The 23,071-nt window shown below is 37.2% G+C and carries 23 protein-coding genes; 9 read left to right on the forward strand and 14 right to left on the reverse strand.

Annotated elements, in window-relative coordinates; all coding sequences use genetic code 11:
• Positions 1–33 precede the first annotated feature (33 nt).
• The 10 genes from pstB to HX005_RS04490 form a co-directional block, all read right to left on the reverse strand.
• Positions 34–948, reverse strand: coding sequence for a phosphate ABC transporter ATP-binding protein PstB (gene pstB / locus HX005_RS04445; protein WP_107006593.1), 915 nt, complete (start codon positions 946–948; stop codon positions 34–36).
• A gap of 13 nt (positions 949–961) precedes the next feature.
• Positions 962–2,356: a phosphate ABC transporter permease PstA gene (gene pstA / locus HX005_RS04450; RefSeq protein WP_107006592.1), complete on the reverse strand. Its 1,395-nt coding sequence runs from the start codon at positions 2,354–2,356 to the stop codon at positions 962–964.
• The gene (pstC, locus tag HX005_RS04455) at positions 2,353–3,732 is read right to left on the reverse strand and encodes a phosphate ABC transporter permease subunit PstC (RefSeq protein WP_286376439.1); all 1,380 of its coding nucleotides are present in this window, start codon (positions 3,730–3,732) and stop codon (positions 2,353–2,355) included. Before pstC ends, pstA begins: the two co-directional genes overlap by 4 nt.
• 102 nt (positions 3,733–3,834) lie before the next feature.
• Positions 3,835–4,860 carry a PstS family phosphate ABC transporter substrate-binding protein gene (locus HX005_RS04460; RefSeq protein ID WP_107006590.1) on the reverse strand — a complete coding sequence of 342 codons (1,026 nt, stop codon included), beginning with the start codon at positions 4,858–4,860 and terminating at the stop codon, positions 3,835–3,837.
• Between the two features lie 478 nt (positions 4,861–5,338).
• On the reverse strand, positions 5,339–6,115 hold the full coding sequence (locus HX005_RS04465; RefSeq protein WP_107006589.1) for a M48 family metallopeptidase: 777 nt from the start codon (positions 6,113–6,115) through the stop codon (positions 5,339–5,341).
• Positions 6,116–6,225: 110 nt separating this feature from the next.
• On the reverse strand, positions 6,226–6,531 hold the full coding sequence (locus tag HX005_RS04470; RefSeq protein WP_286376440.1) for a hypothetical protein: 306 nt from the start codon (positions 6,529–6,531) through the stop codon (positions 6,226–6,228).
• 149 nt (positions 6,532–6,680) lie between these two features.
• The gene (locus tag HX005_RS04475; protein WP_286376441.1) at positions 6,681–7,472 is read right to left on the reverse strand and encodes a M48 family metallopeptidase; all 792 of its coding nucleotides are present in this window, start codon (positions 7,470–7,472) and stop codon (positions 6,681–6,683) included.
• Between the two features lie 488 nt (positions 7,473–7,960).
• Complete coding sequence (locus tag HX005_RS04480; protein WP_286376442.1) at positions 7,961–9,280, reverse strand: adenylosuccinate synthase; 1,320 nt, start codon at positions 9,278–9,280, stop codon at positions 7,961–7,963.
• Between the two features lie 72 nt (positions 9,281–9,352).
• Positions 9,353–10,519, reverse strand: coding sequence for an ATP phosphoribosyltransferase regulatory subunit (locus HX005_RS04485; protein WP_286376443.1), 1,167 nt, complete (start codon positions 10,517–10,519; stop codon positions 9,353–9,355).
• A gap of 238 nt (positions 10,520–10,757) precedes the next feature.
• On the reverse strand, positions 10,758–11,531 hold the full coding sequence (locus tag HX005_RS04490; RefSeq protein WP_286376444.1) for a YidX family protein: 774 nt from the start codon (positions 11,529–11,531) through the stop codon (positions 10,758–10,760).
• A gap of 197 nt (positions 11,532–11,728) precedes the next feature.
• Here HX005_RS04490 and HX005_RS04495 point away from each other — a divergent pair, with 197 nt between their 5' ends.
• Complete coding sequence (locus HX005_RS04495; RefSeq protein WP_286376445.1) at positions 11,729–12,283, forward strand: RNA 2'-phosphotransferase; 555 nt, start codon at positions 11,729–11,731, stop codon at positions 12,281–12,283.
• Positions 12,284–12,349: 66 nt separating this feature from the next.
• A complete protein-coding gene (locus tag HX005_RS04500) occupies positions 12,350–13,081 on the forward strand; it encodes a hypothetical protein (RefSeq protein ID WP_286376446.1) in 732 nt (243 codons plus the stop codon).
• A 67-nt stretch (positions 13,082–13,148) separates the two neighbouring features.
• Here HX005_RS04500 and HX005_RS04505 read toward each other — a convergent pair whose 3' ends face one another.
• Complete coding sequence (locus HX005_RS04505; RefSeq protein ID WP_286376447.1) at positions 13,149–13,610, reverse strand: Lrp/AsnC family transcriptional regulator; 462 nt, start codon at positions 13,608–13,610, stop codon at positions 13,149–13,151.
• Positions 13,611–13,760: 150 nt separating this feature from the next.
• Here HX005_RS04505 and HX005_RS04510 point away from each other — a divergent pair, with 150 nt between their 5' ends.
• A complete protein-coding gene (locus HX005_RS04510) occupies positions 13,761–14,504 on the forward strand; it encodes an AzlC family ABC transporter permease (RefSeq protein ID WP_107006581.1) in 744 nt (247 codons plus the stop codon).
• Entirely contained in the window at positions 14,501–14,800 is a 300-nt protein-coding gene (locus HX005_RS04515; protein WP_107006580.1) for an AzlD family protein, read from the forward strand. The genes HX005_RS04510 and HX005_RS04515 overlap by 4 nt, the downstream gene beginning before the upstream one ends.
• A gap of 36 nt (positions 14,801–14,836) precedes the next feature.
• Here the strand turns inward: HX005_RS04515 and HX005_RS04520 are convergent, their stop codons facing one another.
• The gene (locus HX005_RS04520; protein ID WP_286376448.1) at positions 14,837–15,136 is read right to left on the reverse strand and encodes a hypothetical protein; all 300 of its coding nucleotides are present in this window, start codon (positions 15,134–15,136) and stop codon (positions 14,837–14,839) included.
• Positions 15,137–15,239: 103 nt separating this feature from the next.
• On the reverse strand, positions 15,240–16,265 hold the full coding sequence (gene gap / locus HX005_RS04525; protein WP_286376449.1) for a type I glyceraldehyde-3-phosphate dehydrogenase: 1,026 nt from the start codon (positions 16,263–16,265) through the stop codon (positions 15,240–15,242).
• A 194-nt stretch (positions 16,266–16,459) separates the two neighbouring features.
• On the opposite strand from gap, the gene HX005_RS04530 reads away from it, so the two are divergent.
• The 5 genes from HX005_RS04530 to csrA all read left to right on the forward strand — a co-directional run bounded on the left by HX005_RS04530 (position 16,460) and on the right by csrA (position 22,376).
• The gene (locus HX005_RS04530; RefSeq protein ID WP_286376450.1) at positions 16,460–17,239 is read left to right on the forward strand and encodes a hypothetical protein; all 780 of its coding nucleotides are present in this window, start codon (positions 16,460–16,462) and stop codon (positions 17,237–17,239) included.
• Positions 17,240–17,476: 237 nt separating this feature from the next.
• A complete protein-coding gene (alaS, locus tag HX005_RS04535) occupies positions 17,477–20,170 on the forward strand; it encodes an alanine--tRNA ligase (protein ID WP_286376451.1) in 2,694 nt (897 codons plus the stop codon).
• A 10-nt stretch (positions 20,171–20,180) separates the two neighbouring features.
• Positions 20,181–20,579 carry a hypothetical protein gene (locus tag HX005_RS04540; RefSeq protein WP_286376452.1) on the forward strand — a complete coding sequence of 133 codons (399 nt, stop codon included), beginning with the start codon at positions 20,181–20,183 and terminating at the stop codon, positions 20,577–20,579.
• Positions 20,580–20,604: 25 nt separating this feature from the next.
• Positions 20,605–21,885 (forward strand): aspartate kinase, encoded by a 1,281-nt coding sequence (locus tag HX005_RS04545; RefSeq protein WP_107006574.1) that lies wholly within the window; start codon positions 20,605–20,607, stop codon positions 21,883–21,885.
• Between the two features lie 230 nt (positions 21,886–22,115).
• Positions 22,116–22,376, forward strand: coding sequence for a carbon storage regulator CsrA (gene csrA, locus HX005_RS04550; RefSeq protein ID WP_107006573.1), 261 nt, complete (start codon positions 22,116–22,118; stop codon positions 22,374–22,376).
• 89 nt (positions 22,377–22,465) lie between these two features.
• On the opposite strand, the gene rnhB is transcribed toward csrA, so the two are convergent.
• The gene (gene rnhB, locus HX005_RS04555) at positions 22,466–23,038 is read right to left on the reverse strand and encodes a ribonuclease HII (RefSeq protein WP_107006658.1); all 573 of its coding nucleotides are present in this window, start codon (positions 23,036–23,038) and stop codon (positions 22,466–22,468) included.
• Between the last annotated feature and the right edge of the window lie 33 nt (positions 23,039–23,071).

Consider the following 23,071-nt stretch of genomic DNA (forward strand, 5'->3'; position numbering starts at 1 on the left):
TTAGATCATTAACAAAATATTTAAATCAGTAAATTAACCAAAACGACCTGTAATATAAGCTTCAGTAAGTTGATGGTCAGGCTGAGTAAATACTTTTTCTGTTGAATTCACTTCAATCAAATCACCTAAATGGAAATAAGCAGTACGGTCAGATACACGCGCTGCTTGTTGCATTGAGTGCGTAACAATTGCGATCGTATATTGTGCTGACAGTTCAGAAATTAACTCCTCAACTTTTGCAGTCGCAATTGGGTCAAGTGCAGAACATGGTTCATCCATCAAAATGACTTCAGGGCTCACAGCAATCGTACGTGCAATACACAAACGTTGTTGTTGACCACCTGATAAACCTGTTCCTGGCTGGTTCAGACGATCCTTCACCTCTTCCCATAAACCCGCTTTACGTAAACTGTTTTCTACAATTTCTTCCATGTCATATTTATCACGTGCCAAACCATGTAGTTTTGGACCATAAGCAACATTATCAAAAATTGACTTTGGAAATGGATTTGGTTTTTGGAAAACCATACCCACTTGAGCGCGTAGCAAAACAACGTCTAAATTAGGATCATAAATATCTTGATTATCTAGCGTAACTTTACCTGTCACACGACAACCATCAATGGTGTCATTCATACGATTTAAAGTACGTAAAAATGTTGATTTACCACAACCTGACGGACCAATAAATGCGATGACTTCATTTTCATAAATCTGCAAATCAATACCTTTGATCGCTTCAAAGTCACCATAATATACATGTGCATCTTGCGCACTGATTTTGACTGTTGTTGCTTGGTCTTTCTTAGGTGCAGTATTTGACTCAAATTGAGAAACAAATGAAGTCGCTGGACGTTTATGTTCAGTATCTTGAGTCGTAAATTGTGTGTGATCTTGATTCACTGTCTGATCCTTTTTTAAGGAATTTTTAATATCTAGAGTACTCATATTTTGTCCTTGATTACCAACGTACTTCAAACTTTTTACGTAACCAAATTGCGAAGCTATTGAGTAAAATCATCAAACCAAGCAATACAATAATGGCTGCTGCGGTACGTCCTTCAAAGAAGTTACGTAATTCATTGCCTTGCCATAAAAATACTTGAACAGGTAAAGCTGTTGACTGATCTAAAGGCGTCGCAGGAATATTTGCAACAAAGGCACTCATACCAATCAACAATAAAGGTGCCGTTTCACCTAATGCCTGTGCAACACCAATAATTGCACCTGTTAAAATACCCGGTAAAGCCAAAGGTAAGACATGATGGAAAATTGTTTGTATACGTGAAGCACCCAAACCTAAAGCTGCTTGACGAATAGAAGGTGGCACAGCTTTCAACGATGCACGTGTCGTAATAATAACTGTTGGTAAAGTCATTAAACTTAGCACTAAACCACCAACCAATGGCGCTGAGATTGGCATATGCATCCAACCAACAAAAATTGAAGCACCAAGCAAACCAAACACAATAGAAGGTACGGCTGCCAAGTTGTTAATATTGACTTCAATAATGTCAGTTAGCCAGTTTTGTTTAGCAAATTCTTCTAAATAAATCGCACTTGCTACCCCAATCGGAATCGAGATAAAAATGACGATCAGCATCATGAACAATGAACCCATGAATGCACCAGCAAGACCTGCAGTTGCAGGAGAACTACGTGAGTCTGGATTTGTAAATAACTGCATATTAAACGTACGATCAATAACGCCAGATGCACTCATCGAATCTGCTAGCTTACGTACTTCGGGACTAAGCTGCTGTTGGTCATCAGGAAGATTTCGATCAATATTACCCGCAAGCCATACATCCACGTTGGCATCAGCCAAAATTTTGACATCACGCTTTTGCCCAATCAATGCTGGATCTTTAAAGACCATATCACGCAAACGATATGCTTCAGAACTAGTATAAATACTTCCTAGATCATCACGATGTTCCGCCAATTTAGGGTCTTTTGTAATCATACCATTTACAAGTAATGCATCCCAATCCACCATACCCATTTTTGTTTGCCATTCAACATAGCGTTCTTGAAAATGAGCAGGCGCTTCATTTGCGGCTTGAGTAGGTTGTGGTCCCGCATCAATCACTTTAGGATCAAAATATACAGGAACATTAATACTCGCTTGCCAAAATGCGGGTAAACCTTTTGCTAAAATACTGCCAAAAAGCAAAGCAACAAAAGCCAGACCAATAATGACTGAGGTTAAACCAAAGAAACGAAATGCTTTTTCTGTACGATGACGTGAAGCCAAAGATTTCGCAATTTTTGCTTTACGTTTTTCACGTAGCTCTGCTGCTGCACGAGGATCAAATACATTTTGATCCACTGGAGATGTATTTGATGTACTCATTCGTATTGCTCACGGTATTTACGCACAATATAAAGTGCAACAATATTTAGACCCAGTGTAATGACAAACAGTGTTAGACCTAAGGCAAATGCAACCAACGCTTGTGGACTTGCAAAGTCTGTATCACCTGTTAATTGATTGACAATAGTTACAGTCACTGTAGACACTGCTTCTAATGGATTGACATGTAACAATGGGCTATTTCCTGCCGCTAAAACCACGATCATGGTTTCACCAATAGCACGAGATGCAGCAAGTAAAAATGCACCAATAATCCCTGGTAATGCCGCTGGCATCACTACACGACGAATGGTTTCTGACTTCGTTGCGCCCAAACCTAAAGAACCATCACGCAAAGCACGTGGTACTTGAGTGATAATGTCATCTGAAAGGGATGATACAAATGGGATAATCATAATACCCATGACAAAACCTGCGGTTAAAGCACTTGTTGCATTGATATTAAGTCCAATTGCATCACCTGCCATTTTAAAAAATGGACCAATGATCATTAAGGCAAATACACCATATACAATTGTTGGAATACCCGCCAAAATCTCAATTGCAGGTTTTGCCCATGAACGCAAACGTGGTGAAGCATATTCAGCAAGATAAATTGCAATCATTAAGCCTACAGGTACAGCAACCAATAAAGCCACTATACTAACCATCAGTGTGCCCCAAAGTAATGGTAATAAACCATAACTTCCTTCAGCACTCCCCGAGGTACTAAAACCAGGATTCCATTCAGTACCTAAGAAAAAGTCAAGAGGACTTACAAACTGGAAAAAGCGCATAGCTTCACTGAACATTGACATCACGATGCCAACGGTCGTTAAGATTGCAACACCTGAACACAATGCTAAACTAACATTAATCGCTTTCTCAACTTTGTTACGTGCTCGATATTGTTTTTCAACACGTTTTTTTGCCCAAACTAATCCCAAGAGTGCAACACAAATGACAACAGCAAATTTGGCGAAAGCACCTATTGTTTGTACTTTCTTTAATTCTGCGGCAGCAGCTACTTCATAAGCTGCTGGCGTATCACTTACCCCAAAACCAGATGCAATGGCTTTCACACGCTCAACAAGAACTTGAATACTGGCATGATCTGAAGATGCTACAACTGATGCAGGTATATGATTTAAAATTATTTGTTTTAATAAGTTAGGTTCAACCAGATTCCATACAATCAAAATCAAAAAAGCAGGTATACCACACCACAAGGCAACCAATGCCCCATAATAGCCTGGGCGTGAATGTAAGGTTGCTGAGTTTTTCCCCTTACCCGCTATATTTCGACTTTTACTCAATCCGATTTGATACGCAATTGCTACAAGAGCCAATAACACACCAATAAGTAGCAGATTCATGCATTCTCCACAGTTTTTCCAATGATTTCGCTTGAAAAAACACTGCTTAAGCAAAAAATGCTAATGGCAGTCTCCCACCATTAGCCTCTTATTTTTTGAAAATTATTTAACGCCTTGACCTGCTTTAAATGCAGCTAGAACTTTTGCACGCTCAGTATCAGACATTGGAATTAAGCCAGCACGTTCAAGTTTAGATCCTTTACCAGATACTTTTTTACTTAAGAAGAACTCAGTAAATTGTGGTAAACCTTTGATTGATTTCAAATGTTCGCCTTTCACATAAAAGAATAATGGACGAGAAACAGGATAAGCGCCATTTAAAATCGTTTGTTCAGAAGGTGCAACGTTATTTACAGTTGCAACGCGTAATTTGTCACGATTTTGATCATAGAAACCTAAACCAAACACACCTACCGCACTTGGAGATGTTTTCAAACGTGCCAATGTTTCAGTGTAGTCACCTGAAATTTCAATCACTTTGCCATCTTTACGGAAATTAGAACATACTTTTTTGATCGCATCTTTGTCTAACTTCTTGATTGCATCATAAGTTTCACAACCTGCATCGACCATTTTCTCTTGGAAAACTTCACGTGTACCGTGATTTGATGCTGGAATGACTAAAGTAATTGGTTCATCTGGAAGTGTTTTATCAATTTGACTCCAACGTGTATATGGGTTTGGAACCATTTTACCATTTGATGGTAATTCAGCCGCTAAGGCTGCAAATACATGTTGTGGACGCAATTTATATGCTGCTTTATTTGAGTTTGAAGCAAATACAATGCCATCATAACCGATTTTTATTTCTAAAATTTGGTTTACGCCTGCTTTTTTACATGCTGCAATTTCAGTATCTTTAATTTTACGTGAAGCATTTGCGATATCAATTGTATTATCGCCCACACCCGAACAGAATTGTTTTAAGCCCGCTGAGCTACCACCAGAACCAACAACAGGTGCTTTAAATTGCGGAAATGTATTACCAAATTCTTCAGCAACAACACTCGCATATGGAAGTACAGTTGAAGAACCAGCGATTTGGATTGTGTCACGAGCTGCATTAGCTGCTGTTGCCACCGTTGCCCCTGAAACAACTAAAGCAATTGCGATATGGTTTAAGCGCATTCTTTTCTCTCTTTATAAATTGCAAGTTGAGTACTTCACTTCCATCATGGAGTACCTTTTTGGATACCTGCATTTTGATTTTAAAATATGACAAATAAGTTACAGCTTTATGACGCTTTTATGATAATTAAAGACTTGTTTTTGATTTATTTAAATTTCTTTAATTTTCAATATGTAATCACATTTTTCTAAATATTTATTTTTTCAACTTTCTCTACATTAATTGTAATAATTCATGAGACTGTCATACTGATGTAAATTTTTTTATTATAAGCAAACACAATTTCGCAAAAATTTATTATTTAAAAATACACAGATTAAAACAACTGAATCAAATCTCATCTCAATAATTTACCAACAAATATGATTTAACCATTATTTTTAACTGAGATATAAAAGTATTTATGACCCATTTAAATCTATATAAATAAAAAACCGAGATTTAAAAATCTCGGTTTTATAGAAGATATAATCAAACTTAACGTTTATTATAAATTGCTTGTGCGGCAGGTAAATTTTCACGCATTGCAGCAATACGTTGTGAATTGGATGGGTGAGTCGACAAGAATGATGCACCACCAGCACCTTCAAGTTTATTCATTTTCTCCCAAAGAGAAATTGCAGCTTGTGGGTTATAGCCCGCTTTTGCCATAAGCATTAAACCGCCTTGGTCAGCACGACTTTCCAAGCTACGTGAATAAGGTAAGCCCACACCCACTTGTGAACCTAATTGTGCCGCTGCTGTACCAAGCTGCCCTACACGATCACCTGCTGCACTTAAACCAATTTGTAAAGCTAAATCTGTCAATGCTTGAGCACCAATTTTATTTTTTGCATGTTCTTCTAAAGCATGCACCATTTCATGCCCCATCACTGCGGCAATTTCAGCATCAGTTAAACCGAGCTTATTGACAATACCTGTATAAAATACCACTTTACCACCAGGAGCAACGTAAGCATTGACCTGATCAGACTTTAATACAGCCAACTGCCAATCAAACTTTTGACCTGTTTGGTTCATCTGATCTGCATACGGTTTTAAACGTATAAATACAGAGTTAATACGACTATAAGTTGAAGATGAAGTATCTAATGTTTTATTACTACGTGCTTCTTGCACTGTTTTATTAAAACCTTGTGTCGCTGCAACATTAAGCGTGGCACTATCCGCGCCAGCCATATCTGCCATAGTTGTACAACCAGAAAGCGTTATTAAGCCTGCTGCACAAATACCCATCATAAGTTTATTATTCATTATCGTATGTTCCAATAATCTCAAGTTATATCTACAATTATATTTAAATTACGACGGAGTGAGTATATAAAATTTCTTCATAATCATAGTATTTATGTAATTTTCCATTTTTATAAAAATTGAATGGCTAACCAATATAACAAACATAATGCATCTAAAATCAAATAAAAACTGCTCAGTGACTTTATTTTTTCATTCAGCCCTGCTTTATTACGATTAAAGAAAATAATACTGTTCTGAATCAAAATAATTGGAATTAGAATACATGCCAAAGAAATACTTAAGCCCAATAAAGCATTTTGAATAATTTCAGGATTATTGGTTTGTGCTTGGATAATCAGCATTGCCAATGTAGGTGCGCCACCTATTGCAAATAGCGAGGAATAAAAAATAGTATTGGAAATATTTTTCTGCATGACAATAATCGTTTAATAAACTTCTAACAACATTCTAACAACCACATAATGATTGAGAAGCAGAACTTTGCATGACTTTAGTCTGCAATAACAAATAAAAAAACTCGATAACGACGCGCATTATCGAGCTATTTTAAAATTCTTTAAAATTATTTTTTAGTTGCAGCCAAATAAACTTGTTTTGCTTCAAGCATATTCTTATTTAGCTCTTTAATACGATCATCATTTGATGGATGTGTTGAAGTAAATTTCTGTACAGCACTATTTCCAGAACTGTCAATTTTATTCATTTTTTGCCAAACAGTCACTGCTGCTTCAGGATTATAGCCTGCTTGAGCCATTAACATTAATCCGCCACGGTCAGCTGCTGACTCTAAGCTACGAGAATATGGTAAACCAACACCATATTTACTACCAATATCAAGCGCTTGACTACCCAATGAACCAAACTTTTCTTCTGCATAGCCTTTGCCAATTTTAACAGCCATATCCGTAAGTGCTGTCGCACCCGCAGATCGCTTAGAGTGCTCTTCTAAAGCATGCGTCATTTCATGCCCCATAATTGCGGCAATTTCTGCATCTGTAAGCTTTAAAGTATTGACAATGCCTGAAAAAAATACCACTTTTCCGCCTGGCATAACAAAAGCATTTAATTCATCAGAATGTAATACACTTAGTTTCCAATCAAATTGTTGACCTGTTTTGTTGGCTTGATCTGCAAATGGTTTCATTTTTAGAAAAATAGTATTAATACGTTTATATGTTGAAGACGTTGTATCTAATGCTCGCTGAGCTTTCGCATCTTCAATCAGAAGTTGGTAGTCTTGTGCTGCATTAAAATTCAGTGTTGCTGAATCATTTCCAGTCAAATCTGCAATTGTTGTGCATCCTGATAATGTTACTGCAAGACCCAAACCCAATATTAATTTTTTATTAGTCATTATATTTTCCACATCTTAAATCATTATTGATTTTTAAACCAATATAAACATTGGTTAATTTATGAATGTAGATTATCTTACAAATATAAGAAAAAATCAAAAAAAAGAACAATTTATTTTTATTAATTACTAATGTTACGCAGTAGAATTATACTTTGAATCTAGAAAAATGTTGATACGCGGAAACGTCATCCGCAATTGTTTGAGGCAGGACTCCTCCTTATAGATAAAGTTTCTGCGAAACATTCAATCTTTTGACGCTAGTAAACGAGTTCTGCGGATGACAATGGTTTTGCCTACTTTTCCCGAAAGAAAAGTAGGTCGAGCCGAAGGCTAATCCCTAAATTTAAACTTTGGATATAGGACTCCCTCGCGTAATTTAGATTTTTCTATTTTTAGCGATGTAATTTGAATCAAATGCGTAACATCAGTTAATTATTTGAAGTGCTAAAAAAAGCTCCCGAAGGAGCTTTTTTATTTACAATCGCTTAAGCATCAAATGGATGACGTAATACAATTGTTTCATCACGATCTGGACCAGTCGAAACGATATCAATTGGGCATTCAATCAGTTGCTCAATACGTTTGATATAGTTAATCGCAGCTTGTGGCAATTGATCCAATGATTTAGCACCAAATGTAGACTCAGTCCAACCTGGCATCGTTTCATAGATCGGTTTTAATACTTCAAATGCAAGTGCATCAGAAGAACCTACACAGCCAGAATCAGCAGCTTCATAACCTACACAGATTTTAACTTCTTCTAAACCGTCTAAAACATCAAGTTTAGTTAAGCAAATACCTGAAAGTGAGTTTACATCAACTGAACGACGTAAGATTTCAGCATCAAACCAACCACAACGACGTTGACGACCTGTAGAAGCACCAAACTCAGCACCGATTGTACCAAGGTGTTTACCAATCGCATCACCCACATCATTGGCAGCGTCATACACCAATTCAGTTGGGAAAGGACCTGCGCCTACACGTGTTGTATATGCTTTAGTAATCCCTAAAACATAATCAAGGTGCAAAGGACCTAAACCAGAACCAGAGCTTACGCCACCCGCAGTGGTATTTGATGAAGTAACATACGGATATGTACCGTGGTCAACGTCAAGAAGTGAGCCTTGTGCGCCTTCAAACATCACGTTTTGACCATTTTTACGGTAGTTATGTAATTCAGTCGTTACATCAATCACTAACGGAGCAACAACTTCACGCCATTGGTCACAAAGTGCAAGTACGTCTTCAACTTTAACCGCTTCAACACCAAAGAATTGAGTTAACTGGAAGTTATGGTACTCAAGTAATTCTTCAAGTTGTGCTTTAAGATGTTCACCACCACGTACTAAATCCGCAACACGGATCGCACGACGAGCAACTTTATCTTCATACGCAGGACCGATACCACGACCTGTCGTACCAATTTTTGCATTACCACGTTTTTTCTCACGTGCTTGGTCTAACGCAATGTGATGCGGAAGAATCAAAGGACAGTTTGGAGAAATACGTAAACGCTCACGAACTGGAACACCTTCTTTTTCAAGGATATCCATTTCTTTAATTAACGCTTCAGGAGAAAGTACAACACCATTCCCAATTAAGCACAGTACGTTTTCACGTAAAATACCAGATGGAATGAGGTGAAGAACTGTTTTCTTACCACCTACGACGAGCGTATGACCTGCGTTATGTCCACCTTGATAACGAACAACCGCAGCCGCCTGATCTGTGAGCAGGTCAACGATTTTACCTTTACCTTCGTCGCCCCATTGGGTACCAAGTACCACAACATTCTTGCCCATAATAGCCTCATTACATCATGCTGTTAAAATTGAAAACCACACACCAACGACATGAACACTGGTGTCTAGTCATTAAATTTTTTCGATTTTCCACTCACCTGCAACTTCAATCATTTGATGAGTTGCATTTGGAACTGAGCTTAAATCATCATTACCCAATAACTGTATTACACTTAAACCTTGTTGGCGTGCTGTCGTAATTGCCGCCAATAACGTTTGATTTGTACCTTTTGGTGCTACAACTTTTTCTATTTGTTTAAATTGACCTGCACTGAGTGCATAAAGGTCACAAGAGAAACCTGTTGCTGGACGTGCACGACCAAAATGCTCACCAATACCATCATAGCGACCACCTTGAGCCAGTGGCGCTGCACGATTTGGTGCATAAACTGCATACATCAAACCTGTATGATAATGGTATGAACGTAATTCAACGACATCAATACCAATATGTAAATTTGACCAACGCGCTTGAATCTCAGCTTGAGTCGTCGTTAAGACATCAAATGCTTGTTTAAATGCTTCATCAACTAAAATTTCAGCACTTAAATTCGTTTTTAGTGCTTGAATATCACTTGCATAACGACCTAATGCATAAAAATCTGCACCGAATTTTAAATTTTGCGTAAATTCAGCAAGCTCTGGCAAAGCTTTACGTTGATATAAATCTGAAAGATGACGTTCAATATCTTTGGTTAATCCAGCATGTTTAACTAAACTTCTAAATAAACCGACATGCCCTAAATCGAGATGGACACCTTCAACCAAACCAGCATTTTCAATCAAACTGAGCATGACGTCGATCATTTCAACATCTGCATCTATACTGTCTGAACCAAATAATTCTGCACCTAACTGTAAAGGTGCGCGAGTGGTATTAAACCCACGTGGTTTAGTATGAAGTACTGTTCCTGCATAGCAGTAACGAGCAACGCCTTCAACTGGATGTACATGCGCATCAATACGAGCCACTTGTGGTGTCATATCGGCACGCACACCTAGTAAACGACCTGTTAACTGATCAATTACTTTGAAAGTGGCTAAGTCTAAATCTTGATTCGATTCTGAAAGAGAAGAAAGAGATTCGATGTATTCGATAAACGGCGTGTACACCAACTGATAACCTCGAGAAGCGAGGAAATCTAAAGCGTTACGGCGCAAAGTTTCAATTACTTGCGCTTGCTCTGGTAATACATCAGCTACACCATCAGGTAATAACCATGTCTCTGAAATGGGCATGTTGTAAACCTAAATCCTGTCAGCGCGGAAGTAATCCGCATAAAAAAATCGGGAACACACCCGATTTCTCTTATTTTAGCACGATCCTTAACACTGTGCATTAGACTTTTGCAGAAAAGATGCATTTCATTTTCAATCTCATGCTTTTTAGACTTTATACTGAATTATGTTTAATGATAAACGCTAGAAAACTTATACGCAGATCATTGCAACTTGAGCTAATCTCTAAAAAAATAATCTATATTTTAGGTGTTTTATGACTTAAAAAACCAACCACCTGAATAGGACTCGTTACCAAATCAAAGGTAATCGCTAAGGGGTATAAAGCAACATTCTTTGCTGTCTGCAAAAATTTAGACTTTTGTTTAGTTTGAAATACAATTAACTCAAGTGGCTGTTTAAACCGATGTTGAAGTTGTTGTTTATTATTCACATGTTGAGCCAACCGTAAATCAATTGAAATCTTTTGTACACATTGCAATTCTTTTTGGCTATGTAAACATTCGAATTTTAATTTTTCTAGTTCATTTTGCTCATTATTTTCTATTTTAGCTAAAGACTTACGATAAACTAGATAAATTTCCGTATTCATACTTTTCCCATCTTTTTTCATTTCAAAAACGATTGGATTTTCAAGTTGTTGGCGACTAATCACAGCTCTCATTGACTGCTGTATGTATCCTGGCTGATGTATTTGTAAATACTTCAAGTCTATATTCTGCAAAATAGTATTCAACATTTCTGTTGTCATTGTTGCATCTTTATCTTTAGCAGGTGTTATAAAATAACTATATTTTTCACCAGCTAAAACCAGTGCATTTTGATATTCGGCAACCGTTTGGCTCGCATGTCCTATAGCAATTAATTGATCCTGAAAAACAAATTCTTGTGTTGTTCGATAGTGATCTTGTTCACCTACATAAGCATTTAATATCGCTGTCGCACATCCAGACAAACTCATAGCCATCCAAATGTAACCCATTAGCAAACCTAGCCTTTTTTTATTTTTCATTATTTTTATTACCCTTCTGCTCAAAATAAATTCACTTTATTAAATCAGTCACCTTTGTATTTTTCAATTTTCTATAAAAATTCTATTTCCATCTATGCAAAATAAATCATTTTCCAAGAGAAACCATGAGACTCATTTACTTTTAAAAAATAAAGTGTCATAATAACACTTTATATAATTTCTACGAAAAACAAAAAATGAATGAAAAAATATTACGACAACGTAGTAAATTTTTAAGTTTAGTCCTACGCCACCAACCTGAAACGATTGGTATACAACTTGATGCCGAAGGCTGGACTGATGTATCCATCCTATTGCAACAGATGATCAAACATCGAAATCCGCTCAAGCTACAAGAATTGATTGAGGTCGTTGAAAATAACGATAAAAAACGTTTTCAACTTTCAGAGGATCATAGCAAAATCCGTGCTGTTCAAGGACATTCAACTCAACAAGTACAACGTGAATATATAGCCATGACACCACCTGACATACTTTACCACGGTACAGCAACACGTTTTGTAGATGCAATTCTTGAACAAGGTTTAATTGCAGGTCAACGTCACCATGTGCATCTCTCTGTCGATTTAGTCACAGCCACAAAAGTCGGACAACGGCACGGCAAAGTGGTGATTTTTAGAGTAAATACGCAACAAATGCAGCAAGATGGGTTTAAATTTTATCAAGCTGAAAATGGCGTTTGGTTAACTGAAAAAGTACCAAATCATTATCTGAGCCTGATGAGCAAATAAACTGATTTACTCGACATCACGAATAAACAAACCTATACTTTTAGCATTGCCAATATTTAAAAATTAATGAAAAACATTCAGAAAAATAGTTTCCTTAAACTCCCTCTTGTTCGTTTTACTTATGCCTATAGTATTTTTTGGATCATTGTCGTTTGTAGCGTTGATTTTTTCCAAAGCTTTCAAATAGAAACGATTTTAGCACTCGTCATTTGCTGTTTAGGGTCGAGTTTAATTCACTATTTTGATTATCAACATGTGAACAATAGCGAACAAGATATTCGTTTCCAAAGTTTAAAGCTTCATTTTTGGCTTGCTGTAATTTTTTTAGTCGCCACGCCTTTATTCATCAATAAAAAAGTTGAGGCTATTTGGTATAATGTTGAAAAGCAAGCATATGAGGCTCAACCACTTCGCAAAGGGTTTCTAAGTTTAGAAGAAGTACGCTTACCCAACTATAAACAGAAAGTCGAAAGTGTAGTTTTTTCAGAGCAAGACTCAAAACCAGTCATTTGTGACCTGATTCAACGCAAACGATGCGCCTACACAGAGCATTTTAACCAAATGGCTGAAGTCAGTTTAAGTACAAGAAAACTCTCACCTTATCAATTTCAACCGATTATTTTTGAATTAAAAACTGAAAATTTCCACTACACCAAACAGCAACACATCACATTTTATAAAAAGCAACAATGGTCTGTTTATTGCTATTTTCTCTTTATCTTTTTCCCAACTTTAATTCTCTTTTTCCGACTTCATGAAACTTTACTACAACATTACTTTAATCAAGTTAAGGGTTAACTATTTCGTTTTAAAATATGATTTTAAAAGATTTAAAAAACATCAAATGCAAATATTCAGGCTATTTTTAGTGTAGTGGCAATTCAGTTGTTTGTTTAATTCTTTGTAAAGGAATCTCAGTTTTTACATTTTGAATCCCTGAGATTTTATTTAAATGATTAATTTGAAATTTACGATAAGCCTCAAGATCCGACACCACAATGCGTAAGAAAAAATCACAATCCCCTGCCATAAGTTGACACTCAACAATTTCAGGAATATTCATAATGGCATCAATAAATTGATTTACTGTACGTTCGTCCTGACTTTTCAGCCAGATTCGGGCAAAAACCGTTAGACTTAAATTCACTTTATGCGGATTTACCAATGCCACATATTGATCAATGACGCCAACATCTTCTAACTGTTTTACACGACGTAAACACGGCGATGGAGATAAGCCAACCTGCTCAGCCAAATCATTATTTTGTAGTTTTCCATTCCGTTGTAACGCTTGCAAAATACGTCGGTCAATCGCATCGAGTTTCATAAGATTTTTTTAATATTTAAAGTCTAAAAATAGCATATTTTAGCAATATTATTTCAAAATAAAATATTCAAGCATCATTTTTAGTGAAATATAGCCCTCTCTTTAGCATAAAATGAATCTTGAAAAATTCATAATCTTTCAGAGCCTCCCATGTTCAGCTTTAAAAATACTGCGACAGAACTTTCCTATTCTTCAGAATTTAAAGAATTTCTTAGAGGAATCAAAATTTCTATTCCAATGCTACTCGGAATTATTCCATTTGCATTGGTACTCGGTACACAAGCTGCACAAAAAGGCTTTTCTGCTTTAGAAGTGCCATTATTAACAGGTTTAAACTTTGCAGGTGGTTCAGAGTTTGCGATTATTGAAGTGTGGACGCAACCGCCTCAGCTTTTATTCTTGATTTTAATTACCTTTTTAGTCAATAGTCGCCATATTTTAATGGGTGCTAGTTTAGCGCCTTATATTCGCCATTTACCCAATCGAAAAGCATTACCTTTACTCTTTTTTATGTGTGATGAAAGTTGGGCTTTAAGTATTACCGATGCGCATAAAAATAATCCACGCAATCCTTATCTGGGCTTTAGTGTATTTTTTTATATCGGATTATGTTTTGCACTTTATGTAATGTGGGTCGTTTTCACCACAATGGGCGTTGGTATCGGTGCATTTCTAGGTGATGTGACTAAATTTGGCTTTGATATGGCATTTCCAGCCGTTTTCTTAGTTCTATTACGCGGCATGTGGAAAGGTTTTAAACCTGCATTACCGTGGCTCGTAAGTTTAATTGCGGCTGCATTGGCTTATTTATATTTGCCTAATGGTTGGTATGTACTGGTTGGCTCTATTTCAGGTGTGATTGCTGCATTATTTTTAGTGGGAGATGAAGAATGATTCACAGTACAACACTTATTGCGATTATCTGTGTTGCATTAACCACTTATTCCACACGGATTTTGGGTTATTTATTGCTTAAAAATAAAACCTTAAGTAAACGTACAACACGCATTCTTCAAGTTATTCCAGGTTGTGTACTGATTTCAGTGATTGCACCTTATTTTGTTTCAGACAACCCTGCAAATCTGATCGCGATTGCCATTACTTTTCTTGCTGCATGTTATTTATCGTTATTGCCTACGGTGTTGATTAGTATTGTTGCAACAGGTATTTTGCGATACTTGATTCATTAACCGAATCAAGTATCTCGTTGTCCATCTATTTTTGTATTATCGATCTGAAAAATTTTGCTGTAATAAGCGAATTAGCTCCGCATTTTGCACTTCAACTTGTGTCATACGTTGTGTTGTTTTATCTAAAACTTCTTGTTGGATATGCATCTTTTTCGCTAGATCTTGCATCAATTGTAACGTTTGTTTTAAATGTTCTTCTTGTAAATGTGTCTGCTGTTCTTGCGCTTGTAAGACCCGCATTGCATCATGATTCTGTTGATTTAGCACATTTATTTTCCAAACCAAAAATAATATAGCCACATACAAAACAACAATTGCGATGAGTATGTAAATCAAGATCTTTCTCCTTTATAGTTCATTTTTATTGGTTAAAGTTTTGATGAATGACTATCCGCATCCATCAAAAGATATAAAATATTCAATGCATTATAAATTAACTTTATGCGGTAAATGACTCGCACAAATCAAGTAAACGATTTGCATAGCCCCATTCATTGTCATACCAAGCAAATACCTTCGCTTGATGACCAACCACCATGGTTTGAGTTAAATCGACAATTAAAGAATATGGCGAATGGTTAAAATCACTCGATACTAAATCTTCATCTGTCACAGACATAATCTCAGCATAATCATATTTAGCTGCTTGCTTTAAAGTTTGATTAATCAAGTGATTTGTAATAGGTGATTTAGCAATAAAAGTCAGATCAATCGCAGCAACATTAATTGTTGGTACTCGAATCGAATAGCCATCAATGCGATTTTCCATTTTTGGCATCACTTGTTTTAAAGCACCTAAAGCAGATGAAGTGGTTGGAATGATATTTTGCCCAGATGCTCGTGCGCGACGTAAATCACGATGCGCATGATCCAATACAGATTGGTCGGCTGTGACTGCATGAATTTCAGTCATTAAAGCTGTATCAATACCAAAAGCATCGTCAATAATTTTGACCAAAGGAACAAGTGCTTGGGTGGTACATGAAACACTGGAAATGATTTGATCCGTCGCTTTTACTTCTTGATGATTTACACCATAAACGATTGCGGCATCGACAGTATCAAAAGGTGCAGCACCGATGATGACACGTTTTGCTCCTGCACAAATATGCTGAGTTGCAGCTTGTCGTGAGCGAAACAGTCCTGTGCATTCCAAAACAACATCAACGTTTAAATCCTGCCAAGGTAATTGGCTTGGCTCTGCTTGACGAAGAATTTGCACACGTAATTTAGTTTGACGGGCATCAATACATAAATAAATTTTATCATTTTCTTCTTGAATCGTTACAGCACCATCAAAACGCCCGTGCGTTGTATCGTACCTAAACAAATGAACCATCGTTTCAACATCAGCAACATCATTGATTGCAACGATTTCAAAATGAAAAGGTTTTGGATTTTCAAACCAAGCTCGCAATACATTTCGCCCGATTCGACCAAATCCGTTAATTGCCACACGTTGCATCATTTTTCCTTCGGATTGAAAGCTTTTTGTACTTTCCTATGTTAATGGATTTAACGCATGCTTAGATATAGTCAAATACAAACAATCTCATTTAAAATCAACTTAAATCTCACAAACATATTTTAAATCGGCACTAAAATAACTTTAATGGAGTTAAATTTTATAAATCATTTTAAAAATAAGGATATGCCAAAATGAAAATAACCATGTTGTTTTTTATTTTCATGATATTTACTTTATCCTCAACAATTTACGCCCAAGAAAACTATCAAAGATGCAGTGATTTAGAAGCAGATCATTTACTTAAAGCTTTAACTCAACAGTCAAATCTCTTTAAAAAGTCACAAAGCAATCTAAATCCCACTTTTTACGATTGTCTGATCATTCAGCAAGAACAAGTACTCATTGCAACAAGTCAGGAAATCCAACAATTTTCAAACAATGCAGGCAATTATCAACTCGATTTATTTTTAATCAATCGACACAAGCAAAGTACTATTCAACACTACCACCACCCGACTCCAATCATTCCGCAAACACGCTTAGAAAATATCAAATTTGATATAAATCCTTATTCCAATATTCCAAATCAACACATTATAGGATTAGGATTACATCAAGTTCATATTGGTGGTGTAAGTAGCTCGACACGAATATTACAACTGTTTCACATTCAAGCAAAACAAGCCATAAAGTGGGTTTTACAAGACCTTATTACTGATCAGGTAGCAAATTCAACTCCTTATCAATGCGATGATGCCCAAAGCTCCGAACTAAACAGAAAGCTCATTTTACTCAGCTCTAAAACACAGGGTTTACCAGATATTCGACTCAATGAAAATATAGAAAATATTCATGTGGATATACAAAACTGTCATGTTAAAATCATCAAACAAAAACAATCACAAATTTTAAAATTCGATGGCAAAAAGTATTATTTCAAAGCTAAAAATCTGTTGCAAATCGACATTTAACGATTGACTGATCGTTTAACAAATATTCAGTACATTGCCATGTTATTCACTAAATTTCGCTCTATACTTGATTTTCAATATAAATCGCACTTATTCCCCTGAAAATCATTGGTGCATACGGCATTTTCCGTTATACTTTGGCGTTCTAAAAAATTAAGCCCGTGTGTCAGTTAAGCGTAAAAATCAGACTTAGCGACATACTTTTAGCCAATACGAAAATTGAGGAGTGACTTGGTTGTGAGTACTCGTTTTATGACAACTGCTGAAATACGTGAAGCATTTTTGCGTTACTTTGAATCGCAAGGACATACACGTGTCGCGTCGAGTTCACTTGTACCTGCCAATGATCCCACTCTGCTTTTCACCAATGCAGGGATGAACCAATTCAAAGACTGTTTCTTAGGTCTTGAAAAACGTGACTATGTACGTGCAACTACATCACAAAAATGTGTGCGTGCAGGCGGTAAACACAACGATTTAGATAATGTTGGTTATACAGCACGTCATCATACTTTCTTTGAAATGTTAGGTAACTTCTCTTTTGGTGATTACTTTAAACGTGATGCCATCCGCTTTGCTTGGGACTTTTTGACTGGCGAAGAATGGCTAGCACTCCCTAAAGACAAACTTTATGCCACTGTTTACCATACAGATGACGAAGCATTTGACATTTGGAACAAAGAAATTGGTCTAGATGCAAGCCGTATCATCCGTATTGGTGACAACAAAGGCGAAAAATACGCATCAGATAACTTCTGGGCAATGGGTGACACAGGTCCTTGTGGTCCTTGTTCTGAAATCTTCTTTGACCATGGCGACCACATTTGGGGTGGTTTACCGGGCACACCTGAAGAAGATGGCGACCGTTTCATTGAAATTTGGAACAACGTCTTCATGCAGTTCAACCGTACTGCGGATGGTGTATTGCATAATCTTCCTGCACCTTCTGTTGATACAGGTATGGGCTTAGAGCGTATTTCTGCTGTTTTACAACATGTAAACTCAAACTACGAAATCGATTTATTCCAAAACTTACTTAAAGATGCTGCCGAAATTATCGGTGTCGATATGACTGAAGCTGTTGCAACAGCTCAAGCCAATAATAAACCAGTTGAATACCCTGCCTCGCTTAAAGTTGTTGCAGACCATGCACGCTCATGCTGTTTCCTCATTGCAGATGGCGTGAATCCTTCAAACGAAGGCCGTGGCTATGTACTCCGTCGCATTATTCGCCGTGCTGTACGTCATGGTAATAAAATGGGTGCTACAGGCACATTCTTCTACAAAATGTTGCAACCTTTGATTAATGTCATGGGCGAAGCTTATCCTGAATTGGTTGAACGTCGTCAAGTCATTGAAAATGCTTTGATCCGTGAAGAAGAATTATTTGCTAAAACACTTGAGCAAGGTTTGAAATTGCTTGAAGGTGAATTAGCGAATCTTAAAGGTAAAGTCATTGCTGGTGCGACTGTATTTAAACTTTATGACACTTACGGCTTCCCAACTGACTTAACCGCAGACATCGCACGTGAACGTGAATTAGAAATCGACGAAGCTGGTTTTGAAGTTGAAATGGCAGCGCAACGTCAACGTGCACGTGATGCGGGTAAATTCTCTGTAGATTACAACGCAATCGTTAACGTTGAAGGCGAAACTCAATTTGACGGCTATGATGCCACTCAAGGTCAAGGTCAAATTGTTGCAATCTATAAAGATGGCGAACAGGTTGATGAAGTTGTTGAAGGCGATGAAGCTTTAATCGTATTGAACCAAACACCTTTCTATGCAGAAAGTGGTGGTCAAATCGGCGATACAGGTATCTTTAAAAACGATACAGGTATTTTCGAAGTTCAAGATACTAAAAAATCTGGTGGTGCATTTGTCCATCAAGGTATCGTGACAATGGGAAGCTTAAAAGCGACTCAAGCAGTTGAAGCGATTGTAAAAGCAGATATCCGTGATGCAACAGCTCGCAACCACTCTGCAACTCACCTTTTACATGCTGCTTTACGTCAAGTTCTTGGCGAGCATGTACAACAAAAAGGCTCTTTGGTTGCTTCTGACATTTTACGTTTTGACTTTGCCAACGACCAACCTGTTTCATTTGCACAAATTCAGCAAATTGAACGTATTGTCAATGCTGAAGTGATTGCCAACACTGCCGTTTCTACCGAACTGCTTGACATTGATGCTGCCAAAGAAAAAGGCGCAATGATGCTGTTTGGCGAAAAATACGGTGACGAAGTACGTGTACTCTCTATGGGTACAACAAAAGATGAGAAAAACTTCTCGATCGAACTTTGTGGTGGTATTCACGTAAAACGTACAGGTGATATTGGTCTATTCAAAATCACATCTGAAGGTGGTGTTGCTGCGGGTGTACGTCGTATCGAAGCGGTTACAGGTACGAAAGCACTTGAAGTGGTTCAAAAAGTGGATGCTGACATTGTTCACATCAATGATTTGCTCAAAGCACAAAAAGATCAAACGGTTGAGAAAGTTGAAGCCACTGTAGAAACAGCACATCAATTGCAAAAACAAATTGAGCAATTGAATCAAAAATTGGCAAATTTCCAAGCTTCAGATCTTATTGGTCAAGTTCAAGATATCGCTGGTCGTCAAACCTTGATCGCAACTGTACAAGGTCAAGATGCAAAATCAGTCCGTCACCTTCATGACAGTGTCAAATCTAAACTTAATAATGCAGTTATTGTAATTGCAGGTGTAGATGGCGATAAAGTGAGTTTGATTGCCTCAGTCGCGAAAGATTTTACTGCCAATATTAAAGCAGGCGACATTATTAAACACTTAGCAACTGAATTGGGTGGTAAAGGTGGCGGTAAACCAGACCTTGCTCAAGGTGGCGCACCATTGAATGAGCAGTTTGATCGCGTAATGACAGAATTATCTGCGTGGATTGCTGCAAAATAAGGTCACTCACATGATGACAAGGCTCGCATTGTGTTGTTTATTTTTATTCAGCCCAATGCTTTTTGCGAGTACATATTATCAATTACATGTTCCGAGCAAAGCCTTGCCGTATTGTGAGTTTATGCCTTTTGATTATGTTGAAAAGAAGATTGTAAAAACTGAACTTTACAATCGAATCTATATTAAGCAACCTGTGACATTAGAATTTATTCGTTTAGATTCTAAGCCATTCACAGGATTGCAATTATGGAGTCCAAAGGGGCAAGTTAAAGCAACTCGCCTCTCTGACACAAAGTATCGATATGAACTTCCTACTTTAAATAAAGGGGAAATTTACGAGCTACGTGGTATTTTGAAACATCCAGCAAAGTCTGGTTTTCAAATATGTGTAAGTGCTTTAAGTCGTTAGACTTATTTACTTGGTAAGGAAAGTTATGGCATTAATCGTTCAAAAATATGGCGGTACCTCAATGGGGACTCCCGAGCGCATTTTAAATGTAGCTCGTCGTATAAAGCGCTGGCATGATCATGGTCACAAGGTGGTTGTGGTTGTTTCTGCAATGAGTGGTGAAACCAACCGCTTATTGGCTTTAGCGAAAGCCATTACCGAAACCCCAGACCCACGCGAGTTAGACCAAATGGTGTCTACTGGTGAACAGGTAACGATTTCTATGTTAGCGATGGCGCTAAACTCTATTGGAGTTTCTGCACAATCACTAACAGGTCGCCAAGTTGGGATTAAAACAGACAACTCATTTACCAAAGCACGTATTGAGTCAATTGACACAGAAGTTATGACTTCACTTTTAGATGCTGGCAATGTCATTGTTGTTGCTGGTTTCCAAGGTGTAGACGAACAAGGCAATACGACTACTTTAGGTCGTGGTGGCTCAGATACAACAGGTGTTGCACTTGCAGCAGCGTTAAAAGCTGATGAATGCCAAATCTATACTGATGTAGACGGTGTTTATACCACTGACCCTCGTGTTGCACCAAAAGCCAAAAAAGTTGATCGTATTTCATTTGAAGAAATGCTTGAAATGGCATCACTTGGTTCTAAAGTTCTACAAATTCGTTCCGTTGAATTTGCTGGAAAATACCAAGTGCCTTTACGCGTATTATCAAGTTTTGATAATGACGATGATGGCGCATTCGACGAAGAATTTAAGAAAAACGTTGGGACACTAATCACCACTGAAGCGGAAGACAACATGGAAAATCCTATTATTTCAGGTATCGCATTTAATCGTGACGAAGCAAAATTAACTATTTTAGGTGTACCTGATGAGCCAGGTATTGCATCTAAAATTTTGTCTCCGATTGGTTCTGCAAATGTTGAAGTGGATATGATTATCCAAAACGTTGAAGAAGACGGTACAACTGACTTTACATTTACGGTTAACCGTGGCGAACTTAAAAAAGCCAAAGCAATCTTAGAAGATACAGCAAAAGCAATTAATGCGCGTGAAGTTGCTACTCGTGATGACATCGTTAAAGTTTCAATCGTGGGTGTAGGTATGCGCTCACATGCAGGTGTTGCAAGTAAAATGTTTACTGCGCTTGCAGATGAAGGCATTAACATCCTAATGATTTCAACTTCTGAGATCAAAATTTCTGTCATTATCGAAGAAAATTACTTAGAACTTGCTGTTCGCACACTTCATACTGCTTTCGGTTTAGACCGTGAACATGGTGAATCTAGCACACGTGCTTAATATTTGAACAAAATTGACAATTTATTGGCAATTTTGCCCTACAAAATGACGGAGCCACTATAGTTTTTTATAGTGGCTCTGTTATATTAAGCTCTGAGGTTGTAAAAAATTTCATCAGAGTGATTTAAAGTGAAAACTTGATCACATTATTCTGTTAAAATGCTCTCTGTTTTCAAAGTTGCTTTCTAAAGAAATTCATTGCAGGTTTAGCGTTTTGCAAGGAGATAAACATGCTGATTCTGACCCGTCGTGTCGGAGAAACATTAATGATTGGAGATCAAGTCAGTGTAACTGTGCTTGGTGTCAAAGGTAATCAAGTTCGTATTGGTGTTAATGCGCCTAAAGAAGTTTCTGTCCATCGTGAAGAAATTTACCAGCGTATCCAACACGAACGTGCGATGCACGAACATCTTCAACATATTGATCAAGATTATCAACCTTCGTTTGAAGATGATAACTACTCTCAAAATAACAATAACTTTAATCGCTAAGTTATTGCTAATTTGGAAAGTATAAAGCGGCTCAAGAGGCCGCTTTAAATTTATAGTAAGCAAGAAAAATACATTACTTTTTAGATAAACTATTCAACTAAACCCAATGCTTTTTTTACAGGTGCATAACTACGACGGTGTTGATCAATCACACCATGTTCTTCAATCGCTTCAAAATGCGCTTTGGTTGGATAACCTTTATGTTTAGCAAAACCATACTGAGGATATTTTTCATCAAGTGCGACCATGTCATGATCTCGTGTCACTTTAGCTAAAATACTTGCAGCAGAAATTTCTGCATGTAAAGCATCACCTCCAACAATCGCATCACAACTCATGGTTAAGCCTTGTGGTACTTTATTGCCATCGACCAATACATGTTCAGGTTTTATATTCAAAGCCTCAACAGCTCTTCGCATCGCTAATAATGAGGCTTGTAAAATATTAAGTTCATCAATTTCTGTATGTGAAGCTTCTGCAATTGCCCAAGCTAACGCCTTTTCCTTAATCTCAATAAATAACTTTTCACGTTTCTTTTCACTTATTTTTTTAGAGTCATTTAAGCCTTCAATTGGATTATTTGGATCTAAAATTACAGCCGCTGCAACCACAGACCCCACTAAAGGTCCACGCCCAGCCTCATCAACACCAGCAATTAACATCATATATTCACCCACAAAAAAAGAGGCTGAACA

It is taken from the genome of Acinetobacter sp. R933-2, from assembly GCF_030325485.1.
Classification (GTDB): Bacteria; Pseudomonadota; Gammaproteobacteria; order Pseudomonadales; family Moraxellaceae; genus Acinetobacter; species Acinetobacter sichuanensis.